Raw genomic sequence first — 22,534 nt, forward strand, 5'->3', positions numbered from 1 at the left:
ACAGAGGTGGAAATGATTGACATCTCCGAAACGATGAACATGGCGTACATCGACCGGCAGTACCAGCTTTGGAAAAACGATCCTGATGCCGTGGAACGGGATTGGCGGATCTTTTTCAAGGGATTCGAGACGGCAGGCGGCCTCGATCTGAAAACCGTCGTCCGGGCGGATGAGGGGCTCTCCCGACCGGATACGGATCTGCCCGAAGAGGCCTGCACCATCGACAAAACCCTCCTCCAGTCACGGGTGGAGGCGCTCAAATACCGATACCGGGATATGGGGCACCTTCTCGCCTGCCTGGATCCTCTGGTGGCCTGCCCGACGGATCATCCCCTGCTCAACATCTCTGCCGTGGGACTTTCTCCCGAAGACCTCGATACGGCGTTTTACACACGGCGGTTCTCAAAAACCCTCACGGCCCCCCTGAAGGACATCATCCGGGAACTTCGGGAAACGTATTGCCGATCCGTTGGGGTGGAATACATGCACCTCCAGGATCCGGAGGAGCGCCGTTGGCTTCAGGACCGAATGGAGCCGATCCGAAACCAGCCGGTATTTTCAGCGGAGGATAAGCGGCGCATCATCACCAAGCTCTATCAGTCGGCGTTTTTCGAGAGTTTTCTGCACAAAAAGTACACGGGCCAGACCCGTTTCTCCCTCGAGGGTGCAGATGCCCTGATTGCCGCGATGGATGCCCTTTTCCTTCACGCGTCGGAACAGGGGGTGACCGAGATTATCCTCGGGATGGCCCATCGGGGGCGTTTGAACGTGCTGACCAACATCCTGGGCAAGCATTATGAGGAGATATTCCGGGAGTTCATCAACAGCTACGACCCCGAAAGCCTGATGGGGGCCGGGGATGTCAAGTATCACAACGGTTTTCTCGCCGACCTCACGCTGGCCAATCAGCGCAAGGTTCGAGCGTTTCTGGTGAACAATCCCAGCCATCTGGAATCGGTCGATCCGGTGGTGGAAGGCATTGCCTACGCCCGGCAGGATGCCCTGACACCCGCACACCGGAACCAGGTGCTGCCGCTGCTGATTCATGGAGATTCGGCATTTGCCGGTCAGGGCGTGGTTGCCGAGACCCTCAATCTTTCACAATTGGAGGGATACAGAACCGAAGGGACCGTCCACATTATCATCAACAATCAGATCGGGTACACCACTTTGCCGGAGAACGCGCGTTCGACGCGTTATTCGACCGACATCGCCAAGATGCTGATGGTCCCGATCTTCCATGTTCACGGGGAGAATCCCGAGGCCGTCATCCATGTGATCAAACTGGCCTTTGACTACCGCATGGCATTCGGCAAGGATGTTATTGTCGACATGGTCTGTTACCGTAGGTTCGGACACAATGAAGGGGATGAGCCCTACTTCACCCAGCCTGCCATGTACGAACGGATCCGGGAACGGCCGCCGCTATACCAGATTTATGGGGAGAAAATGGTCGACGACGGCGAGATTGACGATAGCGGTCTCGCGGAGATCGAGAACGGACTTGTGACTTGTCTTGAGGAGGGGTTTTCGGCTGCTCAGGACAATCCCCGGATTTTCCCGGTGCCGCGGTTTTATGAAAACTGGTCGGACTATCACGGCGATTACAGCTTCGCACCGGTTGACACCGCGGTTTCCCAGAAGTCGCTGAAAGCCCTGGCGGCCGCCGTCAATACGCCGCCGTCCGGCTTTGCCGTCCACCCGAAGCTCGAACGTCTTTTGGGTAAACGTCTGGAAAGCGTCGAAAGCGGCCGCGATATCGACTGGGCCAATGCCGAATCCCTGGCCTTTGCATCGCTGCTGTCGGAGGGGCATCATGTCCGGCTGAGCGGCCAGGACAGCGCTCGGGGCACCTTCAGCCAGCGGCACAGCATCCTCGTGGATGTCAAAACCGGCGAGTTCCATGTCCCCCTCACGGGCGTTTGTCGGGAAAAAGCGGTCTTCAGCGTTTTCAACAGCGCGCTCTCCGAGGCCGGGGTGCTGGGGTTCGAGTACGGTTACTCCATGATTCGACCGGCGGGCCTCACCTTGTGGGAAGCGCAGTTCGGTGATTTTGTCAACAACGCCCAGGGGATCGTCGACCTGTATATCGTGAGTGGTGAAACCAAGTGGCAGCGCCGCTCCGGTCTGGTGATGCTTCTGCCCCACGGGTGGGAGGGGCTTGGCCCCGAACACTCCTCTGCACGCATGGAGCGTTTTCTTCAACTGTGCGCCCACGACAACATTCAGGTCTGCAATCCGACAACGCCGGCCCAGTATTTTCATCTTCTGAGACGACAGGTCAAAAGCTCCTGGCGAAAGCCCTTGGTGCTGATGACGCCCAAGAGCCTCCTGCGGCATCCCCGGGCGGTTTCCAGAATCGACGATTTTTCCAGGGGAACGTTCCAGGAAGTTATCGACGACGATGCCGCAGTCGAAAAAGCGCGCCGGGTGATCTTCTGCAGCGGAAAAATCTATTACCAGCTCCTGGAGCGTCGGGAAACCCTCAAGGCATATGACATCGCCATTGTCCGGGTCGAGCAGTTCTATCCTTTCCCCCGGGAGAAACTGGAGCGGATCGTCGGGAAATATCGGAAAGCCGATCAGTGGTGCTGGGTTCAGGAGGGGCCTGTAAACATGGAGGGGTGGTCGTTTATGGCGCCGCGCCTGAAAGAAATTGTCGGCACGGATCCAACCTATATCGGGAGGCCGGCTTCGGCCAGTCCGGCCACCGGTTTCGCGAACATTTACAAACAGGAACAGAGCCTTCTTCCGGATAAGGCGGTGGGCCAACTGTCGGGTGTTCAAACGGGATGAGCCGGTCGTCCTTCAAGACATCGTCGGCTTAAATAGTCAACTCAACTTTCGACTTTCATAGGCCGGTGCCGAGAGGATACGGCCCGCGCCCCACGCGGTTTCGTTCAAGTGCCGCTAAAGCTTGCTCCGGGCGGCCCGGAAACTCGCTGCGCTCAAACAGTCCGGGCCGCTGATCCGCCGCGGCGCTTAAGCGGCACTAAAACTCACCGCTGAAGGGGCCCGGGCCGTATCCTCCCGGCACCTCTTTCCGGTTACCATCATGAAAGTCGAAAGTTGAATAGTCAACTTTCGATGTTCAGCCGCCGGCGCCGGCAGAGAATGGTCCCGATTCAGGCTGAAAACTGAAGGGGCGGGCTTGCGACAAACGGCGCGTTTATCCCTCAGCAGAAGCGGGTTATGCCCGTGAATGACTCCGTCAGCCTCAAACGCTTTTCGGTCAACACTACGAAAGGCGAAAATTGCGTCAAACAGATGAAGAAGGAGCAGCCATGGCAATAGAGATTAAAATCCCCAGCGTCGGGGAATCGGTTCAAGAAGCGATTCTGGCCCAGTGGTACAAAGCGGACGGCGAAACCGTGAAAAAGGATGAACCCCTTTTCGTGATCGAAACGGACAAGGTCACCCTGGAGGTCGTGGCCGAGGCGGATGGGGTTCTCAAAATTCGGGTCCGGGAGGGGGAAACGGTGGCTGTCGGCAAGGTGGTGGGTGAAATCATCACGGAAGGCGAATCCGCCCAGGCGTCCGAGACGGCTGAGAAGACCGAGACCGCTGAGAAGACCGAGACGGCTGAGAAGACCGACACGGCTGAGAAGACCGAGACGGCTGAGAAGACCGATAAAGCGACCCGGAAGCAAGGGGCCGACCCGGGACCGGATGCTGTCCGGGACGATCTCGATCTCTCTCCGTCGGTTCGGCGTCTGGTGGCCCTTCATGACCTCGATCCCTCCGGGATCGAAGCCACCGGGCCAGGCGGCCGCATGACCAAAGGAGACGTCCTGCTGCATCTGGAGGCGAAATCCGCAACCACGGAAAAACCATCCGACACGCCGGCCGGTGAGGCGAAACCTGAAGCGGAACCGGGCATAGAACGAAAGCCCATGAGCCCCATCCGCAAGCGAATCGCCGCCCGGCTCCTTGCGGCCAAACAGAATACCGCTTCGCTGACCACCTTCAACGATATCGACATGAGTCGATGCATGGAGATGCGCTCCATGTTCAAGGCGGACTTCAAGAAAAAATACGATGTCTCCCTGGGCTTCATGTCCTTTTTCCTCAAGGCGACGGTTCAGGCCCTTCGCGAGTTTCCCCAGATCAACGCCTTTATCGACGGCGACGACATCGTATTTCACCACTATTATCATATCGGCATCGCCGTGGGATCGTCCAAGGGCCTCGTTGTTCCGGTCATCCGAGACGTCGATCGACTCGGGTTTGCCGACATTGAACAGGCCATCGTCGATTACGTGGAAAAAATCCGGGCAAACCGACTGGAACTCTCCGACCTCGAGGGGGGGACCTTTACCATCACCAACGGCGGCGTGTTCGGGTCACTCCTGAGTACGCCGATTTTAAACCCACCGCAAAGCGCCATTCTGGGGATGCACCGGATCGAGAAACGACCGGTCGTGGTGGACGACGAAATCGTCATCCGTCCCATGATGTACACGGCACTCAGCTATGACCACCGGATCGTCGACGGGCGGGAGGCGGTCACCTTCCTGAAACGGATCAAGGAGATGATTGAAAACCCGGAACGCATGCTGATGGAGGTCTGATATGGGGGAGAAAAAACAATACGATCTGGTGGTGGTGGGCTCGGGCCCCGGCGGTTATGTGGCGGCGGTACGGGCGGTTCAACTGGGTTTCAAGGTCGCCTGCGTCGAGAAGGCGGCGCGTCTGGGCGGCGTTTGTCTCAATGTCGGGTGTATTCCCAGCAAGGCCCTGCTCGATTCCAGCGAACACTTCATTCAGGCAAAGGAAAATTTTTCAAATCACGGGATCCGGTTTGACAATCTCTCTTTCGACCTGGCCGTCATGATGGCTCGAAAGGAAAAGGTCGTGGCCGACCTGACCGATCAGGTGGAAAAGCTCCTGGACAGACACAAGATCGATGTTTTTCATGGTACAGCCCGTCTCGAGAGCCCCCGGGAAGTCGCCGTGACCGTCGACGACGGCAGCCCGAAAATCCTGAGCGCCAAAAATATCCTCCTGGCAACGGGCAGCGAAACCGTTTCAGTCCCGGGGATTTCCATCGACGGCGATCGTATTGTCGATTCGACGGGGGCGCTCTCCTTTGACGCGGTACCTGAGCACCTGGTGGTGGTGGGCGGGGGCTATGTCGGTCTGGAATTGGGGTCGGTCTGGCGGCGGCTGGGGTCGGCGGTGACGGTTGTCGAGATGCTGCCCAAGATTGCAGCGACGATGGACGGCCGAATCATCCGGTCACTGGAACGGATGTTGAGAAAGCAGGGGCTGGATTTCCGTCTCGAAACGAGGGTCTCCGGGGTGACGGTGACGAACGGCACCGTAAAGGTTGCGGTGGAAGGAAAGGACGGCGCCTCTACCCTGGAATGTGACCGCGTCCTGGTGGCCGTCGGACGCAGACCCCTGACACGAGGCCTCAACCTGGAGGCGGCGGGCGTTGGAACGGACTCCCGAACCGGTCACGTCCGGGTCAACAGCCGATATCAGACCGATGCCGAGACCGTCTACGCTATCGGCGATCTCGTCCCCGGACCCGCTCTGGCTCACAAAGCCTCTGCCGAGGGCATTGCCGCCGTGGAAAACATGGCGGGAAAACCGGGAGAGGTCAACTACGATGCCATTCCCGCCGTGATCTACACCTGGCCCGAGGCGGCCGCCGTCGGCATCACCGAAGAGACGGCCAAGGAACGCCGGATTCCCTATTGTGTGGGCACCTACCCCTTTTCGGGGACCGGGCGGGCCCGATGCATGGGTGAAACCGACGGCTTTGTCAAACTGATCTGTCACTCAAAGACGGACCGCATTCTCGGGGTCCATATCCTGGGTCCTCGCGCCGCCGACATGATCGCCGAGGGTGTCCTGGCAATGGAATTCGGTGCCGGTTCGGAAGACATCGCGCGGACGGTTCACGGCCATCCGACCTTTTCGGAGGCCCTGATGGAGGCCGCTCAGTCCGCCCGCAAGTGCTCCATCTATACCTCGTAGACCCTTCTCCATGATTTGGCGGCGCCTTCCGGAGGGGTTCCGAAAGGCGCCGCGGGACACCGTTATTCCGGCATTGGTTCAGGAATTGAGAATCTTTTTCGCGCTTTCATTGTTGATGTCGGACACGTGGGGAACCCCGATCTCGAGGGCGGTTTCCCGGTTGGCCGAGAAGATCTCGTTCCGCGTGATCTGGGACATGGAAAATTTGCGGGCGCCGGCCAGGAGCTGCTGCAGACCGCCGGCCAGCTTGTCCGCCAGGGTGCAGAAGGCGATGGCACCGTAGGGAATGTGCTTCATTTCATCCTTGCCCACCTTCTTTTCGACGTCGAAATAAGCGGCAAAGATTTCCTTGGCGCTGTTGCCGACCCGCTGGACGGTTTTCGGCAGCTCGGACCAGTGGCCGTTGACGGCGCCTCTTCTGTCGGGGAAGAGCGCTCCTTCGATGTTGGCTCCCACGAAGCCCGGCACCATAACGGCTCTGCCCATGCAGACCATCTTGGTGAAAGGCGCTCCCAGCGCCAGGGCCTTGAAGATGTGATCCTCCGTTGCAAACCCCCCGGCAAATGACATGTCCACAACGCTTTGGCCTTTTGCGGCCAGAATGCTCGCATACTCATATGCCTTTGCGTGGAGGTGGATGGACGGCACGCCCCAGCTCTGCATCATGTTCCAGGGGCTCATGCCGGTGCCGCCGCCGGAACCGTCTATGGTGAGCAGATCGAGCTTTGCGTCGGTGGCGAACTTGATGGCCATGGCCAGTTCTTCCATCCCGTAGGAGCCGGTTTTAAGCGTGATCCGATTGAAACCGATGCTCCGGAGGTATTCAACGGTGCTCATGAAATCCCTTCGGACCTGATCGACGGTGTCCATATTGGTGGCGCCCAACCGGCTGTGACGGGCGAAAGACTTGATGGAGCCGTTCTCAAAAGCTTCCTGAACTTCGGGAATGGTGGGGTCCGGATCCACGATGTAACCCCTGTTTTTCAGGAAAAGTGCGTAATCGAGGCTCCGGACCTGGATTTCGCCGCCGATGTTCTTGGCGCCCTGCCCCCATTTGAGCTCGATGATGCACTTGTCGCCGTATTTGTCGGCCACGAATTCCGCAACGCCGTTCCGGGTGTCTTCCACGTTGAGTTGAACGATGATGGCGCCGTATCCGTCGAAATATCGGAGATAACCGTCGATCCGTCGCTCGAGCTCGGGAGCGCTCTTGATCTTGCCCTTTCGGACATCTCCAGGCGTGATCTCCGAGTTCCGGTCGACCCCGACGACGTTTTCGCCGATGACGACCGGGATGCCCACCAGCGCGCCGCCGATGGCAAATGCGTCCCAGTACTTCTGGGCCACGAAGGTCGACCCCATAGCGCCGGTCATGAGCGGCATGCGAACCTTGGTCTTAACGGCTTTTCCGAATTGGGTGGTCAGATTGACGTTCGGGAATATACAGTCGTCGGGATCCGTGCTCAAGCCTTCCCCCAGCCCGTGAGCGCCGTAGGCATAGCCTTGAATTCGCAATGAATTATAGGAAACCCCCACATGGGTCGTGTTGTTGGAACCGGCCGTCACGATACCGAAGCTTCTCGGATAAAGCAGCTTGCGCCCAACGAGACTTGACAGCCATGTTTCGCATTTTCCCTCGCAATCCGCCCGGCACAGGGTGCACAGTCCTGATTCCGTCGGATTTCCGCGATTGACCGTTCCCAGAACATCATTGGTTTTAGAAAAGCGCACGTTATTTCTCCTTTTTTTAACTGGTTGAGATGAGAGATCGTTGTTTCTGAACGCTTTCCCATCGCTAAAAAACAAAAAGGCGTCTGTCTTCGCTATCGAAGAAAATCAGACGCCTTTGTCTATCTCTGTCTTTGAGGTTCCCCCGTGTTCGCCGAACGCCATTGTACGGCAACGAAAGAACACTTAATTTTGAGTAAATATTTTAGTTTTACTGAAAAGGGATGTCAAGCAAAAATTATTGGGGCGGAAAAAAACAGGGTGTCGCAATTTTGATTTTCGTGATGCCGGCCGGAAAAAACTGAAGACTGAAGAGAAATTTCGCGGGCGCGCCCCGCTCCCACCGGAGCATTGAAGTCCCGATGGCCGCGGTTCAGGTGTGGTAGAACTCTTCCGAGAGCAGAATGGCATCGGCCACCTGCCGCATGGATTTCCGGCTGTCCATGCTTTTTTTCTGAATCCATCGATAGGCCTCGTCGCCCTTCATGCCGCGACGATGCATAATGATCTCCTTGGCGCGGTCGATAATCTTTCGGGTCTCCAACTCCTCCTGGATGACCTTGGTCTTGACCACCAGTTCGGCGTTCAGAATGGCAAGGGCCGCCTGGTTCGATACGGCGGTGATGAGGTTGACCTCGGTCTCTGAAAAATCGTGCGGTTCGGATGTAAAGCAGTTCAGGACGCCGATCACTTTCTCCTCCTTGACCTCTAGGGGAACGCTCAGCATGGAGATGAGCCCGAGCTTCCTGGCCATCTCTTTTTCCTTGAACCGTTTGCTTTTCAGAACGTTTTTGATGATCAGCGGTCGCTTGGTGGTGGCAACATAGCCCACGACCCCTTCGGTCAGATTGAGGGACCGGTCTTTGACGTATTCCGGAGCGATGGCCTGCGTCGCTTTCAGCCGGATTTTCGGACGGCCGTCAATCTCCTCGATGAGCCACAGGGAGCAGATGGCCACGCCGGTGACGTTGGCGGTGACCATGACGATGAGCTTGAGCAGATCCTCCAGAAACAGATCCGATGTAATGGCCCGACTGATGTCGGTGAGGGCCTTCACATACTCGTCGTGGGATTGGCGTGTGTCGGATTTCATGCGTTCAATATATCTGAAAAAAAAGGGGGTGGCAAGATCCCGGCCTGAAAACCTGATGTGATGACTCGACTTTCGGCTTTCATGGGCCGGCCCTGGAGACTATCTGATTTTCAGCCAGAGGAGACGAGCCGGCCCCGGTCCGGGATTTTTCCACTGACTGGGTACCTCGGCGGTAAGGTAGATGATATCGCCTGCCGACAGGTCGTAAGCGACCTGTTTGATTTCCATTTGGAGTCGCCCTGCCGTCACGTAACCGAACTCCTCCCCCTTGTGCATGTAAAAATGAGCAGGAAGGACCGTGTGTTCCGGGATTTCGATTACCGACGTCTCGACGCGCGGAGTCGATCCGATGGGGGTCAGGAGTTTTCCCTGAATGCTTTCTTTGGGCAGGTTCGGGAATCGGATATTGACGCCGCCTGTTACCGAAAAGACCACAGGGTCGTTCTGACGGGCCTTTTCCTGAAAAAACGCCGAGATCTTGATGGAGAGCGTGTCGGCGATCTTGAACAGGGCCGGCAGGGACGGGTAGATCAGATTGCTCTCGATTTGGGAGATGGTGCTGGGCGTTACCCCGACCGATCTGGCGAGTTCGGTCTGGGAAATTCCCTGACGGGTACGAAGCGCTTTGAGTCGCTGCCCGATGTCAATGGGACCTGAGGCCCGCTTCTGGTCCTCAAAGCGGATCTGCGTGCCGTCGGTCCAGTAATATCTGGGCGTGTTCACCGTGCCGGGGTTACGTTTTTCAGCCTTGAGGAGAGTCAGGGAAGAACGGCCCCGTTTCATGGAGAGATCCACGGCCACCTGGGCAATCTGATTGATATGGGCCTTGAGCCTGAGCGAGTGGGCCCCTTTCTCGGCGATCCAATAGGCGATGGTGTTCAGTTCATACAACTGCGGGCAGGAATGGGTATAGAATTTGAGAACCGCCTCCTCCCCGCCCCACAGATCCTGCATGCCCGTAAGACTTTCGAAAACGAACCGAACGTCTCCCTGAAGCGGCTTGTGGATATTTTGGAGGGCCGCCATCACCTGTCGGAAAGCCTGAGGTTCGTTGATCTTTACGATGTTGCAGGACTGTCGTCGATGGCGATCTTTTTTATAGAACCGATTGAAAATATCGGAGCCTTCGCCTTTGCCGCAGGTGAAGCAGTCCACGATGGTGAGGCGTGGGTTTTCAGCGAGGTCGCCGAGTTTTTCCAGCAGGTTGTTAGGGGATCGGTCAAAGCTGACATATATGACAAACTTGTTTTCAGCCTGGGAGGCCTGTATGAAGTTGATGCAGAAGGTTCCCGCCAAACTTCCGGCGTCATCGTACCAGACGACGTTGTCGCCGATAAAAAGTCCTCCAAGCAAGCGGTCGAGCTCGCTCACCCCCGAGGTAATCCGAATTTGACTCGAATCCATTCCGTTGCACCCTCGCGGCGGAAGTTGAATGAGTGGAGCAAAACGCTTCCCGAATTTCCGGCCGGCATCGGCCTGTGAAAGTCGAAAGTTGAGTGAATAACGTAAATAATTGAAACTGTCAATTATACGGTCTCAATCGTCAAAATGAGATCTTGATGCCGGCGGTTTCACGACAAATCGGTAATCCGGGCATCATCTGATTTCGAAATGGACCTCACAGGCTTTGATGTGGTATTGGGTCACAGCACAGCGCGGTTTTATCGGTTGGGCGGCGCTCGGGATCGCCGGCTTTGAATTTCGGCACCAAGGATATCGGAGGAGCGTATGTTTCTGATAAACGAGATACTGGACATGGCCATTCAATTCGAAAAAAACGGCGAGAAGATCTATCGCGAGGCTGCGGACAAGGTTTCGGATCCGATGCTGTCCGCTCTGCTGGCATGGATGGCCGACGAGGAATCCCACCATGCGACATATTTTTCCCGTCTCAAACAAAAGCATCCGGATAGCGGAAATCATTCGTTTTCCCGGGAACTGAGTCGGGAAATGCTTGACGAAATACTTGGAGATCGCGGTTTTTCTCTCGAGGATGTCGATTTTTCGAATATCGCTGACCAGAACGACATGATTCGCACGTTTATCGAATTCGAAAAGGATACCATTCTCTTTTATGAAATGCTCACACCTTTCATTGAGGATCCGGCAGCAAAGCGAATGCTCGAGACGATCATCAACGAGGAGAACCGTCATGTCGAGCGGCTCACGGTTTTTTTGGGGAGCGAAACGGCCCATCCCGCCTTCAGTGATTGCTGAGGCCGGCATGGTGCGGACCCGGAGTGGATGCGGACCCGGCGTCTCCGAGCGCACGCATTGGAACTTTTCCGCCATTGTTCGACTGGCGCTGGTGTCATTCGTTTTGTTGCAGAGCGGCGATCTCTTTGCCGACGCCGTCCACCCTGAAGAAACGGGGCGGAGCATCGTCAGTGAAAACGGCAGGGTATCTCCTGCGAGGCTGTCGGCGCGAAGCTTTCGGATGACACGTGCTTTTGATGGGGACAGTTTCATGGCCGCCGACGACAATCTCGCCATCCACGTCCGCATCGTGGGAATCGATGCACCGGAGCGAAAAAACCGTAAACGTGGAACGCCGTCGCAACCTTACGGCAACAAGGCCGCGCATCATCTGAAAGGGCTGATATCGAATCGATCGTTTCGTGTCAAAGGCTATGGCATGGACGCCTACAACCGGCATCTTGCCGAGGTGTTTGCCGAAGGCCGGAACATCGGTCTCGCCATGGTCGAGGCCGGCTATGCCGAGGTTTACAAAGGACGGCTGCCGAAGGGCTTTGATGCGCGGCCTTACCTCGCGGCAGAGCGGCGCGCCCGGAAACACAAACGGGGTATGTGGATTCAGGGGCGCGGATACGTATCTCCCCGTCAATGGCGGGCCAGGCACCCCCGGTAGACGCAGATCCAGCCGATCTGCGCCGCTGCAATCCTTGCCGAACGAGATGCGCCCAATTTTCCGACTTGATTTTTGTGAAATAATTTCATAATGTATAATTGATTCGCGGTTGGTGAAGGCTGAAGGGGCCTGAGCGCCCATTCGCCAAAGACACATCCTTTCAGCCTTTTCACGATTTATATCTCAACCGGCATTCTAACGATCCCATCGACCCTGTTCATTTACTGTTCTTGACCTTCTCACGTGATTTTTGGCCTGTTCACTGTTGCATCGCGACCGCAACCCTGCCGACGTAAGGGCTATAAGCCCTTTTATAACAAGGATTGGCCTTCGTCATTCGGATCCCGGAGGCCGATTCAGAGGATTTGTCAGGTTTGGAGGAAGGAGGTGCCCGTGAAACTGAAGTGCTGTGTTCAGTGCTTCCGGCGGAAACGAAGATCGTTTGCCGGAAGCCCAAAAGCCGCACCGCGGAACTGGACCACCGCCAATAACGGCAACATCACCGGACAAAGGAGGGTCGGATGAACAGAAAAGTCATCAATTACGAGTCCTTCGTCAAGATTACCAAAGCCATCTCTCATTCCAGGGATCCCGAGGAAGTGGTACTCATGACCGTCGAGGGCATCAAAACCGCCCTGAACGTCAAGGGATGCACGCTGTTTCTTTTCAACCGCAAAACCCACGAACTTGAAATTGCGGCCTCGTTCGGGCTGAGCGACGAATACCTCAACAAAGGGCCGATCAGCGCCATGTCATCCATCGCCCAGTCCCTGGAGGACGGACCGATCGCCATTTACGATGTGGAGGACGATCCAAGACTTCAGTATCCGGAGGCTGCGGTCAGGGAGGGCATCAAATCGATCCTTTCGGTGCCTATCGCCGTCGGCGGCAAAATGCTGGGGGCTCTCAGGGTCTATACCGCCGAACCCTGGGAATTTACCCTCGATGACGTCAACTTCGTCCAGGGCCTGGCCCAGATCGCCGGCATGGCCGTCGATATGTCCCGCCTCTACCAGGGACAGAAGGAAGCCATCGAGGTCCTTCGCCAGATGCGGGAAGCTCAGACCACCAGAAGTCGACGACGAACACCCTACGAGGGGGTTCCTGTCAGCGTTCCCGCAACCGACACGCCTCGGAAAACCTCCTGAAGCAATGCTGCAATCCAAAGCGCCGGCGCGGATAGCCTCATGCGCCGGCGTGTCTCTTTTGTCGGGACTGCAGCGATTTGCCGGTGCATTGCAGCCGACATTTCCTATCGCTTCAGAGGCGTTCGTCCGCTTTTTTCGCCATGAGGCTCCGCCGCAGCATATCCATCGCCTTCATGGCGAACATGGCTTTGTTCATTTCGCGTGTGGCGAAACTGAGTGTCAGGCGTCTGGCTGTTGCTCCGAAGGGTCCGGCCAGCCCGATGCAGACGGTGCCGACAGGCTTTTCCGGAGTCCCGCCGGAAGGGCCTGCGATGCCGGAGACCGAAAGACCGTATGTGGCGCCGGTAATCCGACGAACGCCTGCCGCCATCTCTTTGGCTGTTTCAGTGCTGACGGCGCCGAAACGGCTCAGCGTATCCGGCGATACGCCCAGGATGTTCATTTTTGCATCATTGCTGTAGGTCACGGCTGAAAAAAGGAAATAATCCGAGCTGCCCGGGACATCCGTGACGCTGTTGGCGATAAGACCTCCCGTACAGCTTTCCGCCAGCGCCAGGCTCGCCTGTTCCTGTCGAAGCAGACGTCCCAGGGCGGCGGCCATCGATTCCTCCGTCACGGAAAAAACCCGATCCCCCAGCCGCGCCGCGGCCCATGCCGTCGCTTCCTGCATTTTTCCCGCCAGCGTTTCCGCATCGCTGCCGTCCCCGTAAAGCTTGATCTGGATCTCGGGAAATACTGCCCGCAGCCCCAATCGGATGCCGGGAAAAGCCTGCTCCAGGCCTTTAAGGCGCTCATCGGTTGCCGATTCGGTGAGACCGAAGACCGAAAGGGTTCGATTTAGGCGGACCCCGAGGGAGGAGTCTGTCATTGCATCGATGATCGGCCGGACCCGATCCCTGAACATCCGCTTCATCTCGAAGGGCACGCCGGGCATGAAACAGCATCGGCACCGGCCGATCATCACGGCAAACCCCGGCGCGGTGCCCACGGGGTTTGCCAGAAGATCCGCGCCCATGGGTATGAGAGCCTGTTTCTCATTGGACGGCGGCATCGGTATCCGGCGTTCCGCAAAATACCGTCGAATGCCGTCCAGAACGTCGTTCTTCATTTCCAGGGGCACGCCGGCGGCCCTTGCGGCGGCTTCACACGTCCGGTCGTCCTCGGTGGGACCGAGGCCGCCGGTGACCAACGCCAGATCCGCACGATCTCCGATCTCCTCGAGGACGGTGGCGATGGTCGCGGAATCGTCTCCAACGCACTGATGCCGGGAAACGTCTATGCCCAAGGCTTCCAGCTCGCGGGCGAGATAAGCGGAGTTGGTGTCGACCAGTGCCCCGGTGCGAAGCTCCTCTCCGGTGGCCAGAATTTCGGCGATCATAAGGTACGCTCCTCCATGGCTAAGACGGTTCCGGGTACGATGTTTCACCCGCCGGTTTGAGGATGATTCGGGCATCCACGATGCTGACACCGCGCTCATGAACGATCACCGGATTCAAATCCATCTCCAGGATGTCGGGATAGGATTCGATGATTTCCGAGCACATCAGCAGTACGGACCTGAGTGCGGCCTTGTCATAGGGCCCCCTGCCCCTGACGCCGTCCAGAATGGGTGCCGACTTGGTCTCTTCGATCATTTTCTTCGCCGAGTTGGGCGAAATGGGCAGCACGCGAAACGAAACGTCCTTCAGGATTTCCACGAGAATCCCGCCGAGTCCGTACATGATGACGGGACCGAACTGGTCGTCGGTTTTGGTGCCGATGATGGTCTCCACCCCGCTTCGGGCCATGGGTGATACGAGCACGCCCCGAACGTCCGCATCCGGATTGAAATTCCTGGCGTTTTGAATGATTTCTGCGAAAGCGGTCCCCACCTCATCGTCGGTCTTGAGGCCGAGTTTGACCCCGCCGGCGTCGCTTTTATGAAGAATATCCGGGGAAACAAGCTTGAGCGCCACGGGTCCGCGCACTTCCCGGGCAAAATCGATCGCCGCCGCACCCGTCGTCGCCAACCGATCACGGAACGCCGGCGCGCCGTGGAGGTGAAGCATATGCTTGGCTTCATGCTCGAGAAGGACGCTGCGACCTTCCGCGCGGGCGTTGCTGATGATCCGGCGTCCTTCCGAACGGGCTTTCTGCCCCCAATTGAGAACGAAATTGGTCTTGGCGTGATAGCTCTTGAGATAGCTGCCGCGCCTGGCCAGGACCGAGATGCACTTACAGGCGACATCCAGTGAATCATAGACGGTGATGCCGTAATACCGCAGCAGATGAAGCGAGTGGGGTTTTTCGGAATTGTAGAGACTGTGCAGGACAATGGGCTTGTTGCGCTTTGTGACCATCTTTCCCATCTGATGCGCCGCGTCCTCCTCTTTCAGTGCGAGGGATTCGGCGAATCGAATGCCGTATCCGCCGAACAGGCCGACAATCAGAAGACCACCCACGGCAGGGTCTTTAAGAATGATATTCGCACATTGGGCGAATATTGTCGGATCCGCATCGGTGCCGCCGGCGACGTCAACAGGGTTTTTCAGCGAAGCCCCCGGCGGCAGGATCCGTTTCAACAGATTCTGGGTTTTTTCAGAGAGCTCCGGAATCCTGACGCCGAAATCGGTGAGGAGGTCGGCGGCGATGACGGCATGCCCGCCCCCGTCGGCCAGGATGGCGATCCTGTTGCCGCGGACCGGCGGGAGGCTAGAGAGGGTTTCGGCGCAGGGAAAGAGCTCATCGGAGTTTTCAATGACGATGATTCCCGCGCGTTGAAACGCCGTCCGTGCCACCTCCGAAATGCCGGCCAGAGCCCCGGTATGCGATCCGGCGGAGCGTCGGCCGGTGGAGGACCGGCCGCTTTTGAGCAGAATGATGGGCTTGGTCCGGCTGGTCTTATAGGCCTGCTGTAGAAATTTTCGGCCGTCCTTCATGCCTTCCACATACATCAGGATGGCCTGGGTGTCGGGATCCTCTTGAAAAAAAGCGAGATATTCATGGAACTTGACATCCGCTTCGTTGCCCACCCCTATGTAATAGGAAAACCCCTTGAGGCTGCGAAGCTTCGCTTCGGTAATGATGGTGAGGGCCATGTTTCCGCTTTGGGAGAGCAGTGCGATGTTGCCCCGGGGGACGTCCCTGAGGCCCACCAGATTCATGTTCCTTTTCAGATTCATCAGGCCGGAGGTGTTGGGGCCGATCAGTCGGACGTTGTGTCTGTTGGCAACCGCCAGAATCTCGTTTTCCAGGACCTTTCCCTGAAGACCGGTTTCTCCGAAGCCTCCGGCGATGACAACGGCGCCTGAAACCCCTTTTTCACCGCACTCTTCGAGAACGGCGGGGATGCTTCGGGCCGGTGTCGTGATCAGCGCCAGATCAACTGGGCCATCGATGTCGTGAAGGCTTTTATAGCATTTCAAGCCCATAATCCGCTGTTCCTTTGGGTTGACCGGAAAAATAGTTCCCTCGTATTTCTCGTCCAGAAGCGTACGGATAGCCTGATATCCGCGTTTGGTCTCGTTTCTGGATGCACCGATCACCGCGACGGTCTCGGCGTTCATGATTTTGTCAAGCGTCATGACCATCCCCTCTCCCCCTGCCGGGGGGCATTGTCTTCATTACATAGGCTGAAGGCTGAAGGCTATAGGCTGAAGGGGTGCATCTGTGCCGAACGGGGTATTTATGCCTCTTCAGCCTTCAGCCTCCATCACGAAAGCCGAGAGATGCGTCCTTATTTTTTCCGGGTCTCAAAGGTATCGAGAGATACCCTTCGTTCCTCGGCGGACACGCAGGCCAGGCAGGCCTCGATTTCAAAATCCATCAGCGCCTCCATGCTTGTCTCTCCTTGAGCCATGTGAAGCCCCTTTTTGATCATTTTGATGGAAAGCGGGGCGTTTTGTGCGATCTTTTCGGCCATGGAGAGCGCCGTTCCCATGAGTTGCTCCAGGGGAACGGCGAGGTTGACGAGCCCGATACGCGCTGCTTCCGATCCCTCGATGAAGTCACCCGTAAAGAGCAGCTCCCTGGCCTTTCCCGGTCCGACGAGATCCTGGAGAAGGCGGAGCGCGCCGCCGGTCACCGAAGAGGCGACCTTGGCTTCCGGCAGCCCGATGCGGGCGTTTTCAGCGGCAATGCGGATATCGCAGGCCAGGGCCAGTTCGAAGCCCGAGCCGATGGCATACCCGTTGATGGCGGCGATGACGGGTTTATCGAACCGGATGAGGCGTCGGGAAGCCTGTTGGAGTTCCTCGAGATAGGCGCGATAGTCCGTTTGGCTGCGGTTTCGACTGTCTTTAAGGTCGGCCCCCGATGAAAAAGCCCTGCCCTCCCCGGTAATCACGACGGCGCGAATATCGGGATCCGCACCGGCCTCCGCCAGTACCGTCTGAAAATCGAGCCACAGACGACGATTCATGGCATTGAGAACCTGGGGGCGGTTCAGGGTGATGATGCCGACGCCCTTGCGTTTTTCGTATCCAATGCATTCGAGATTCATGGCTTTTCCTTTCTTTGGGCTGAAGGCTATAGGCTGAAGGCTGAAGGGGTGCGTGTGTGAGGAACGGAGCGTTGATCACCCCTTCAGTCTTCAGCCTCCAGCCTCCAGTCGTTAGTCTTCAACCTTCCCTTTTATCATTTTCTACGCACAACCCCCGCGCATGTCAAAGGGATTTGATCGGGTATTGAGGTTATTTTTACCAAAAACAGTTTGACTTCTTAAAAATTTAATAAGAGTAATGAACTGGATAAGGGATGAATATCAAAAAAATGAGTGTCATACCTCCAGAAAAGGACAGGCTGTGATCATCAACTCGCTTTTGGATACCGATTTGTATAAGCTTACCATGATGCAGGGTGTGCTGCACCAGTTTCCGTGGGCCGAAGTCGAATACGAGTTCAACTGTCGGGACGACAGCATTGATTTGTCGCCCGTCGTCGATACCGTCGCCGCCGAAATCGATCACCTCTGCACCCTCAGGTTCACTCCGGAAGAGCTGAATTATCTCGGTGATCTGAGATTCCTGAAAAAGGATTTCATCCAGTTTCTTCGTCTGTTTCATCTCCAGCGGGACTACATTCATGTCAAAAGCGAGGACGGCAAATTCAAACTCGGGATCAAGGGGCCCTGGTTGCATACGATTCTTTTCGAGGTTCCGGTTCTGGCCATTGTGAACGAGGTCTACTTCAGCAATATCGTACCCCACCCGAATTTCGATACGGGCCGCGGGAAGCTCTTCGACAAGATCGCACTCGTCAAGGCCGCCAACGCGGAGAATCTGGGGTTCAGTTTTTCCGATTTCGGGACCCGACGACGTTTCTCCAGAGCGTGGCAGGAGCATATCATCGCGGTCCTCAAGAAGGCGTTGCCCCGCAATTTCATCGGGACGAGCAACGTCTATTTCGCCAGAAAATTCGACCTCACGCCCATCGGCACCATGGCCCACGAATGGATTATGGCGGCCCAGGCTTTGGGGCCCCGACTCGTGGACAGCCAGAAATTCGCCCTTGAACATTGGGCCCAGGAATATCGCGGCGACCTGGGCATCGCCCTGTCCGATACCGTGGGGTTCGAAGCGTTTCTGAGCGATTTCGACATGTATTTTGCGAAGCTATTCGACGGCTGCCGGCATGACAGCGGGGACCCCTTCCACTGGGGCGACCGTCTCATTGCTCATTACCGGAGACTGAAGGTGTCTCCGCAGATCAAGCGGGCCATTTTCAGCGACGGCCTTTCCTTCGACAAAGCCATCGAGCTCGCCCGGTATTTCAACGGACGGATTCAGACCGCCTTCGGCATCGGCACCAACCTCACCAACGATATTACCGAGAAGCCTGTTCAGATCGTCATCAAAATGATCCGATGCCAGGGCGCTCCCGTCGCCAAGATATCCGACACCCCGGGCAAGCAGATGTGCAAGGATGCCGAGTATCTATCCTATCTCAAGAGCGTGTTTAAACGAAAAGTAGCGGCAGGAGGTCTACCATGAAAACACTGTTGATGATTATCGACCCTCAAAACGCCTTTTGCGATCCCGAAGGCGAACTCTATGTCGGGGGTGCGGATGCGGACATGCAGCGCCTTGCCGGCTTTATCCGCCGTCGCGCCGGGGATATTCGCCAGATTGTCGTCACGCTCGATTCCCACAACAAAATTCACATCGCCCATCCCATCTGGTGGATCGACGCCGACGGCAAGCCTCCCGAGCCGTTTACCCGAATCTCCATCCGGGATGTCGATGCCGGACGCTACCGAGCGGCGGATCCGAGCCACCGCGAATGGACCCGGACCTACATGGAAACCATCGGCGAACACGTGATCTGGCCCTACCACTGTCTGATCGGCACGTGGGGGCATCAGGTTTTCGCGCCGCTGCTCGACGTGCTGAACGACTGGCGGGAACGGTTTCACGATCTCGATTTCGTAATGAAAGGCGCCAACCGCTTCACGGAAAATTTTTCCGCTATCCGGCCTTCGGTAGCGGTTCCCGACGATCCTTTCACCCAGATCAACCAGAGTCTGCTGCAGAGACTTGACGAGGCCGACCGAATCTGGGTGGCCGGAGAAGCCGCCTCTCACTGTGTGGCGGATACGGTGGCGGACGTCGTTCGTTTCAGCAACGACCCGGAGATTCCGCGAAAGATTGTCCTGTTGACCGACGCCATGTCGCCCGTCGCCGGATTCGAGGAAAGGGCGGCGGCCTTCTTTGAACGGATGCGCGCTGCGGGGGTTGTTCTTTCGGAAACGGAACGGGCCGCATGAGGTGTCCCGGGCGAGTATGCGCCGTCCCGAGGGACGTATCATGACAGAACGGATTCTCAAATTCGGAATCGACGTTCACGGCGTCGCCGATGCGGATGTGGCTTTTTTTTCCGGGTTGACGCGTCTTCTGGTCGAGAACGGCCACGAGGTGCATCTTCTCACCGGCGTCGAAAGAACACCCGAACTGGAACACTATCTGAAGACCGTTCTGGGACTCTCCTGGACGCATCTATTCTCCATTATCTCCCACGCCAGGGAATCGGGCGCGACCATAGAAACGATTCGAGGGAATCCCTACGTGGATGAAGACCTGTGGGAGCGTGCCAAAGCGGAACACTGCCGGCGAAACGGCATCGATCTACACCTGGATGATTCAGCAGTCTACGGCCGCCATTTTCGAACCCCCTACGCCAAGTACTACAAGAACCGCCGGCCCCGTAAAAAACGGAAGATCGCAATTATCGGAGGGTCTTTCAACCCGGTGACGAACGCTCACATCATGATGGCTGAAGCGATCCTGAAGGTTCTGCCGGATGTTCATCAGGTGTGGATGATGCCGGCCTATCACCACCCCTTCGAGAAGCATCGGGGGTATTCTTCGCATCGCATCCGAATGATCCGGCTGGTGGAGACGCCGGGAATCCGGTATTTCGGTTATGAGATCGACCACCGGCTTTCCGGGGTGACCTATGAGACCTTCTCCCGATTGCTCGACGACCCGGACTATCGGGATTATTATGTCTTTCACATGGTGATCGGGGCCGACTGCGTGTTTGATTTCGACACGAAATGGCAGCATGCCGATGCATTGGCCGCGCGGGTGCCGTTTATCATTCTGCCCCGGGCGGGTTACGACCTGGAGCGATATCACGGGCTGTTGTCGCGGCCCCCCCATGTGATCCTTACGGACGTCGCAATCCCCGATATCAGCGCAACCGAGGTCCGGGCCAGAGCCGCCGCAGGCGTTTCGATTCGAGGGTTGGTGCCCGCCGCGGTTGAATCCTATATCCGGCATCATCGACTTTATCGGAGGAAAGGCGAAGGCGAAACCGTTTCCGCCCTGCCCGACCGCCATTTTCAGCCTCGGCGGCAATCCTCGACCACAACCCCGGCGGCCTTGTGCGATCGATCTTCGGTTTTTATCCATATCGCCGTTTGCACGTTGAAAGACGATCAACTGTCGGTGCTGATGATCCGCGGAAAAGATGAACCTCCCGCCGGCGAATGGATGCTTCCCGGCGGTCCCCTGGAACTGCCTTTTCGGGAAGATCTCTCTGAGATCGCCGTTCGGAAACTGGCGGCGGAAACCGGTCTTGCGGACATTTACATCGAGCAGCTGAAAACCTACGGCGGTGTCGTCGAATCCAGGCAGGAATGCCGGGTCAACGTGGCCTATTTCGCGCTGGTACCCTATGAGCGCATCGCCGGTCGTGAGCGCTCCGGCAATTCGGCGGAGTCTGCGTGGATGCCTCTCAGGGACTACCGAACGATTCCTGGAGACCGTAACAGGGTTCCGGCAAAGGATCAGGAGCGCATTCTCCTCGACCTGACGGAACGAATTCGTGGGAAAATCTCTTACACGCCCATCGCTTTCGAACTGGTTTCGGACCGGTTCACCTGGCCGGATCTGCGGAAGGTTTATGAGATTGTTCTGGGCCGGCGGCTGGATGCGGCCAATTTCAAGCGCAAGATCCGATCCATGTACCGAATCCGGGAATTGACTGCGGAGGGGGGCGCTTATTCGGTGGGGCGCCCCCCTAAGCAGCTTAAATTTGATGGTATCAAAGAGGGCTACGTCTGATTGGGGGTCTGGTCCCTTTTTCCCGAGGGATCAACGCATGACGAGGAGGCGCTGGCCCGGATGAATGGTGCTGTTGTATCGCAGCTGGTTCCACTCGAGCAGATCCCTTAAAGGAATGTTCAGGCTTTCGGCGATCAGGGTGAGGGTGTCGCCCGCTTTCACGACGTAAATCTCTTTTTTCATGGCCGCCCGGGCCGCTTTCTGTTGGGCGAGAAGGGTGTTGAAGCGTTGGGCAAAACCCTTCGAAGCACCCTTGGGGACCAGTATGACATGGTTTCCCTGAACCAGGCGGTTGCCGCGGATTTCCGGATTGAGATCCTTGATCTTCTTGAAATAGGTGCCGGCGGCGTCGGCAATGGTCCGAACAGGGACGTCGCTGGTGATGTCGAGACGAACTCGATCAAACGCCACCGGTGGGTAGAGATCCGACGGAGAAAGATCGAAACCGTATTTGGACAGGTCTGAGAGCACCAGCTTGATGGCGAGAATTCTGAATATGTAACGTTGGGTCTCCAGGGGAAGATAGAGATGGTAGTAGTTGCGCGTGTTTTGTTCCGCGATTCGTCGATTGAGCCCCGCCTCGCCCATGTTATAGGATGCTGCGGCAAGCGTCCATGAACCAAAGTCCCCATACAATTTTTTGAAATAGCGAATGGCCGCCCGGGTCGAGGCGAAGATGTTCCGGCGTTCATCGATGTCATTGTCGATTCTGAGCCCGTATTTTTGCCCCGTCCACTTGATGAACTGCCAGTAGCCGACGGCGCCGGCCGAGGACCCGATGTGGGGAAGCAGTGCGCTCTCGGCAATGGCGACATATTTCAGGTCCTCGGGCATGTGGTTTTCCCGGAGCATCTTTTCGATGAAAGGCATGTAGCGGGCCGAACGCTTGACGTAGAGAATGAACTGCGGCCGGTTCCAGATCGTGAGCAGCAATTCCTTCTCCAGATTTTCCAGGATGTCCGGGTCGTCCAGCGGCACGGGCTCACCGCAGAAGTCGAGAGGCGGTGAAATCCGGATGTCCGCGAGGTTGGTGGGAAACAGGGAGACCTCTGAGATTTTCAGGGGCGTCTCTGCCGCGAGTCCGGGAGCCGCGAGGAAAATCCAGGTTGTCATTGCCAGAAACGCTTGTCTGATATTCATGTTGACGTCATATCTTCCTTGATGGGTT

At 57.0% G+C, this 22,534-nt stretch carries 16 protein-coding genes; 9 read left to right on the forward strand and 7 right to left on the reverse strand.

Annotation, left to right across the window (positions count from 1 at the left end; genetic code table 11):
* Nucleotides 1–12 precede the first annotated feature (12 nt).
* The 3 genes from AB7S84_RS04935 (at nucleotide 13) to lpdA (ending at nucleotide 5,985) form a co-directional block, all read left to right on the forward strand.
* On the forward strand, nucleotides 13–2,796 hold the full coding sequence (locus tag AB7S84_RS04935) for a 2-oxoglutarate dehydrogenase E1 component (RefSeq protein WP_428153224.1): 2,784 nt from the start codon (nucleotides 13–15) through the stop codon (nucleotides 2,794–2,796).
* 488 nt (nucleotides 2,797–3,284) lie between these two features.
* A complete protein-coding gene (gene odhB, locus AB7S84_RS04940; protein WP_428153201.1) occupies nucleotides 3,285–4,571 on the forward strand; it encodes a 2-oxoglutarate dehydrogenase complex dihydrolipoyllysine-residue succinyltransferase in 1,287 nt (428 codons plus the stop codon).
* Nucleotide 4,572: 1 nt separating this feature from the next.
* On the forward strand, nucleotides 4,573–5,985 hold the full coding sequence (lpdA, locus tag AB7S84_RS04945; protein WP_020875088.1) for a dihydrolipoyl dehydrogenase: 1,413 nt from the start codon (nucleotides 4,573–4,575) through the stop codon (nucleotides 5,983–5,985).
* 78 nt (nucleotides 5,986–6,063) lie between these two features.
* Here lpdA and AB7S84_RS04950 read toward each other — a convergent pair whose 3' ends face one another.
* The 3 genes from AB7S84_RS04950 to AB7S84_RS04960 all read right to left on the reverse strand — a co-directional run bounded on the left by AB7S84_RS04950 (nucleotide 6,064) and on the right by AB7S84_RS04960 (nucleotide 10,210).
* On the reverse strand, nucleotides 6,064–7,716 hold the full coding sequence (locus AB7S84_RS04950) for a glutamate synthase-related protein (protein WP_020875087.1): 1,653 nt from the start codon (nucleotides 7,714–7,716) through the stop codon (nucleotides 6,064–6,066).
* Between the two features lie 370 nt (nucleotides 7,717–8,086).
* A complete protein-coding gene (locus AB7S84_RS04955) occupies nucleotides 8,087–8,806 on the reverse strand; it encodes a GAF and ANTAR domain-containing protein (protein ID WP_020875086.1) in 720 nt (239 codons plus the stop codon).
* Nucleotides 8,807–8,905: 99 nt separating this feature from the next.
* Nucleotides 8,906–10,210 (reverse strand): helix-turn-helix domain-containing protein, encoded by a 1,305-nt coding sequence (locus tag AB7S84_RS04960; protein WP_020875085.1) that lies wholly within the window; start codon nucleotides 10,208–10,210, stop codon nucleotides 8,906–8,908.
* A 324-nt stretch (nucleotides 10,211–10,534) separates the two neighbouring features.
* Between AB7S84_RS04960 and AB7S84_RS04965 the strand changes: the two genes are divergently transcribed.
* The 3 genes from AB7S84_RS04965 to AB7S84_RS04975 all read left to right on the forward strand — a co-directional run bounded on the left by AB7S84_RS04965 (nucleotide 10,535) and on the right by AB7S84_RS04975 (nucleotide 12,823).
* Nucleotides 10,535–11,023, forward strand: a complete 489-nt coding sequence (locus AB7S84_RS04965; RefSeq protein WP_428153207.1) for a ferritin-like domain-containing protein — start codon at nucleotides 10,535–10,537, stop codon at nucleotides 11,021–11,023.
* 7 nt (nucleotides 11,024–11,030) lie between these two features.
* The gene (locus tag AB7S84_RS04970) at nucleotides 11,031–11,675 is read left to right on the forward strand and encodes a thermonuclease family protein (protein ID WP_020875083.1); all 645 of its coding nucleotides are present in this window, start codon (nucleotides 11,031–11,033) and stop codon (nucleotides 11,673–11,675) included.
* 521 nt (nucleotides 11,676–12,196) lie between these two features.
* Complete coding sequence (locus AB7S84_RS04975; protein WP_020875082.1) at nucleotides 12,197–12,823, forward strand: GAF domain-containing protein; 627 nt, start codon at nucleotides 12,197–12,199, stop codon at nucleotides 12,821–12,823.
* A 112-nt stretch (nucleotides 12,824–12,935) separates the two neighbouring features.
* Here the strand turns inward: AB7S84_RS04975 and AB7S84_RS04980 are convergent, their stop codons facing one another.
* The 3 genes from AB7S84_RS04980 to AB7S84_RS04990 form a co-directional block, all read right to left on the reverse strand.
* Nucleotides 12,936–14,201, reverse strand: coding sequence for a competence/damage-inducible protein A (locus AB7S84_RS04980; RefSeq protein WP_020875081.1), 1,266 nt, complete (start codon nucleotides 14,199–14,201; stop codon nucleotides 12,936–12,938).
* 19 nt (nucleotides 14,202–14,220) lie between these two features.
* Nucleotides 14,221–16,386, reverse strand: a complete 2,166-nt coding sequence (locus AB7S84_RS04985) for an acetate--CoA ligase family protein (protein ID WP_144016425.1) — start codon at nucleotides 16,384–16,386, stop codon at nucleotides 14,221–14,223.
* A 152-nt stretch (nucleotides 16,387–16,538) separates the two neighbouring features.
* Nucleotides 16,539–17,303 carry an enoyl-CoA hydratase/isomerase family protein gene (locus AB7S84_RS04990; protein ID WP_020875079.1) on the reverse strand — a complete coding sequence of 255 codons (765 nt, stop codon included), beginning with the start codon at nucleotides 17,301–17,303 and terminating at the stop codon, nucleotides 16,539–16,541.
* Between the two features lie 301 nt (nucleotides 17,304–17,604).
* Between AB7S84_RS04990 and pncB the strand changes: the two genes are divergently transcribed.
* The 3 genes from pncB to AB7S84_RS05005 are packed head-to-tail and all read left to right on the forward strand — an operon-like array spanning nucleotide 17,605 to nucleotide 21,366.
* Nucleotides 17,605–18,792: a nicotinate phosphoribosyltransferase gene (pncB, locus tag AB7S84_RS04995; RefSeq protein ID WP_020875078.1), complete on the forward strand. Its 1,188-nt coding sequence runs from the start codon at nucleotides 17,605–17,607 to the stop codon at nucleotides 18,790–18,792.
* A complete protein-coding gene (locus tag AB7S84_RS05000) occupies nucleotides 18,789–19,565 on the forward strand; it encodes a hypothetical protein (RefSeq protein ID WP_020875077.1) in 777 nt (258 codons plus the stop codon). The genes pncB and AB7S84_RS05000 overlap by 4 nt, the downstream gene beginning before the upstream one ends.
* Before the next feature lie 40 nt (nucleotides 19,566–19,605).
* A complete protein-coding gene (locus AB7S84_RS05005) occupies nucleotides 19,606–21,366 on the forward strand; it encodes an NrtR DNA-binding winged helix domain-containing protein (RefSeq protein ID WP_020875076.1) in 1,761 nt (586 codons plus the stop codon).
* 30 nt (nucleotides 21,367–21,396) lie between these two features.
* Here the strand turns inward: AB7S84_RS05005 and AB7S84_RS05010 are convergent, their stop codons facing one another.
* Nucleotides 21,397–22,506 carry a lytic transglycosylase domain-containing protein gene (locus tag AB7S84_RS05010; protein WP_020875075.1) on the reverse strand — a complete coding sequence of 370 codons (1,110 nt, stop codon included), beginning with the start codon at nucleotides 22,504–22,506 and terminating at the stop codon, nucleotides 21,397–21,399.
* Nucleotides 22,507–22,534 lie beyond the last annotated feature (28 nt).

Origin of the sequence: Desulfococcus sp. (assembly GCF_050178255.1) — a bacterium.
Lineage (GTDB): Bacteria > Desulfobacterota > Desulfobacteria > Desulfobacterales > Desulfococcaceae > Desulfococcus > Desulfococcus multivorans.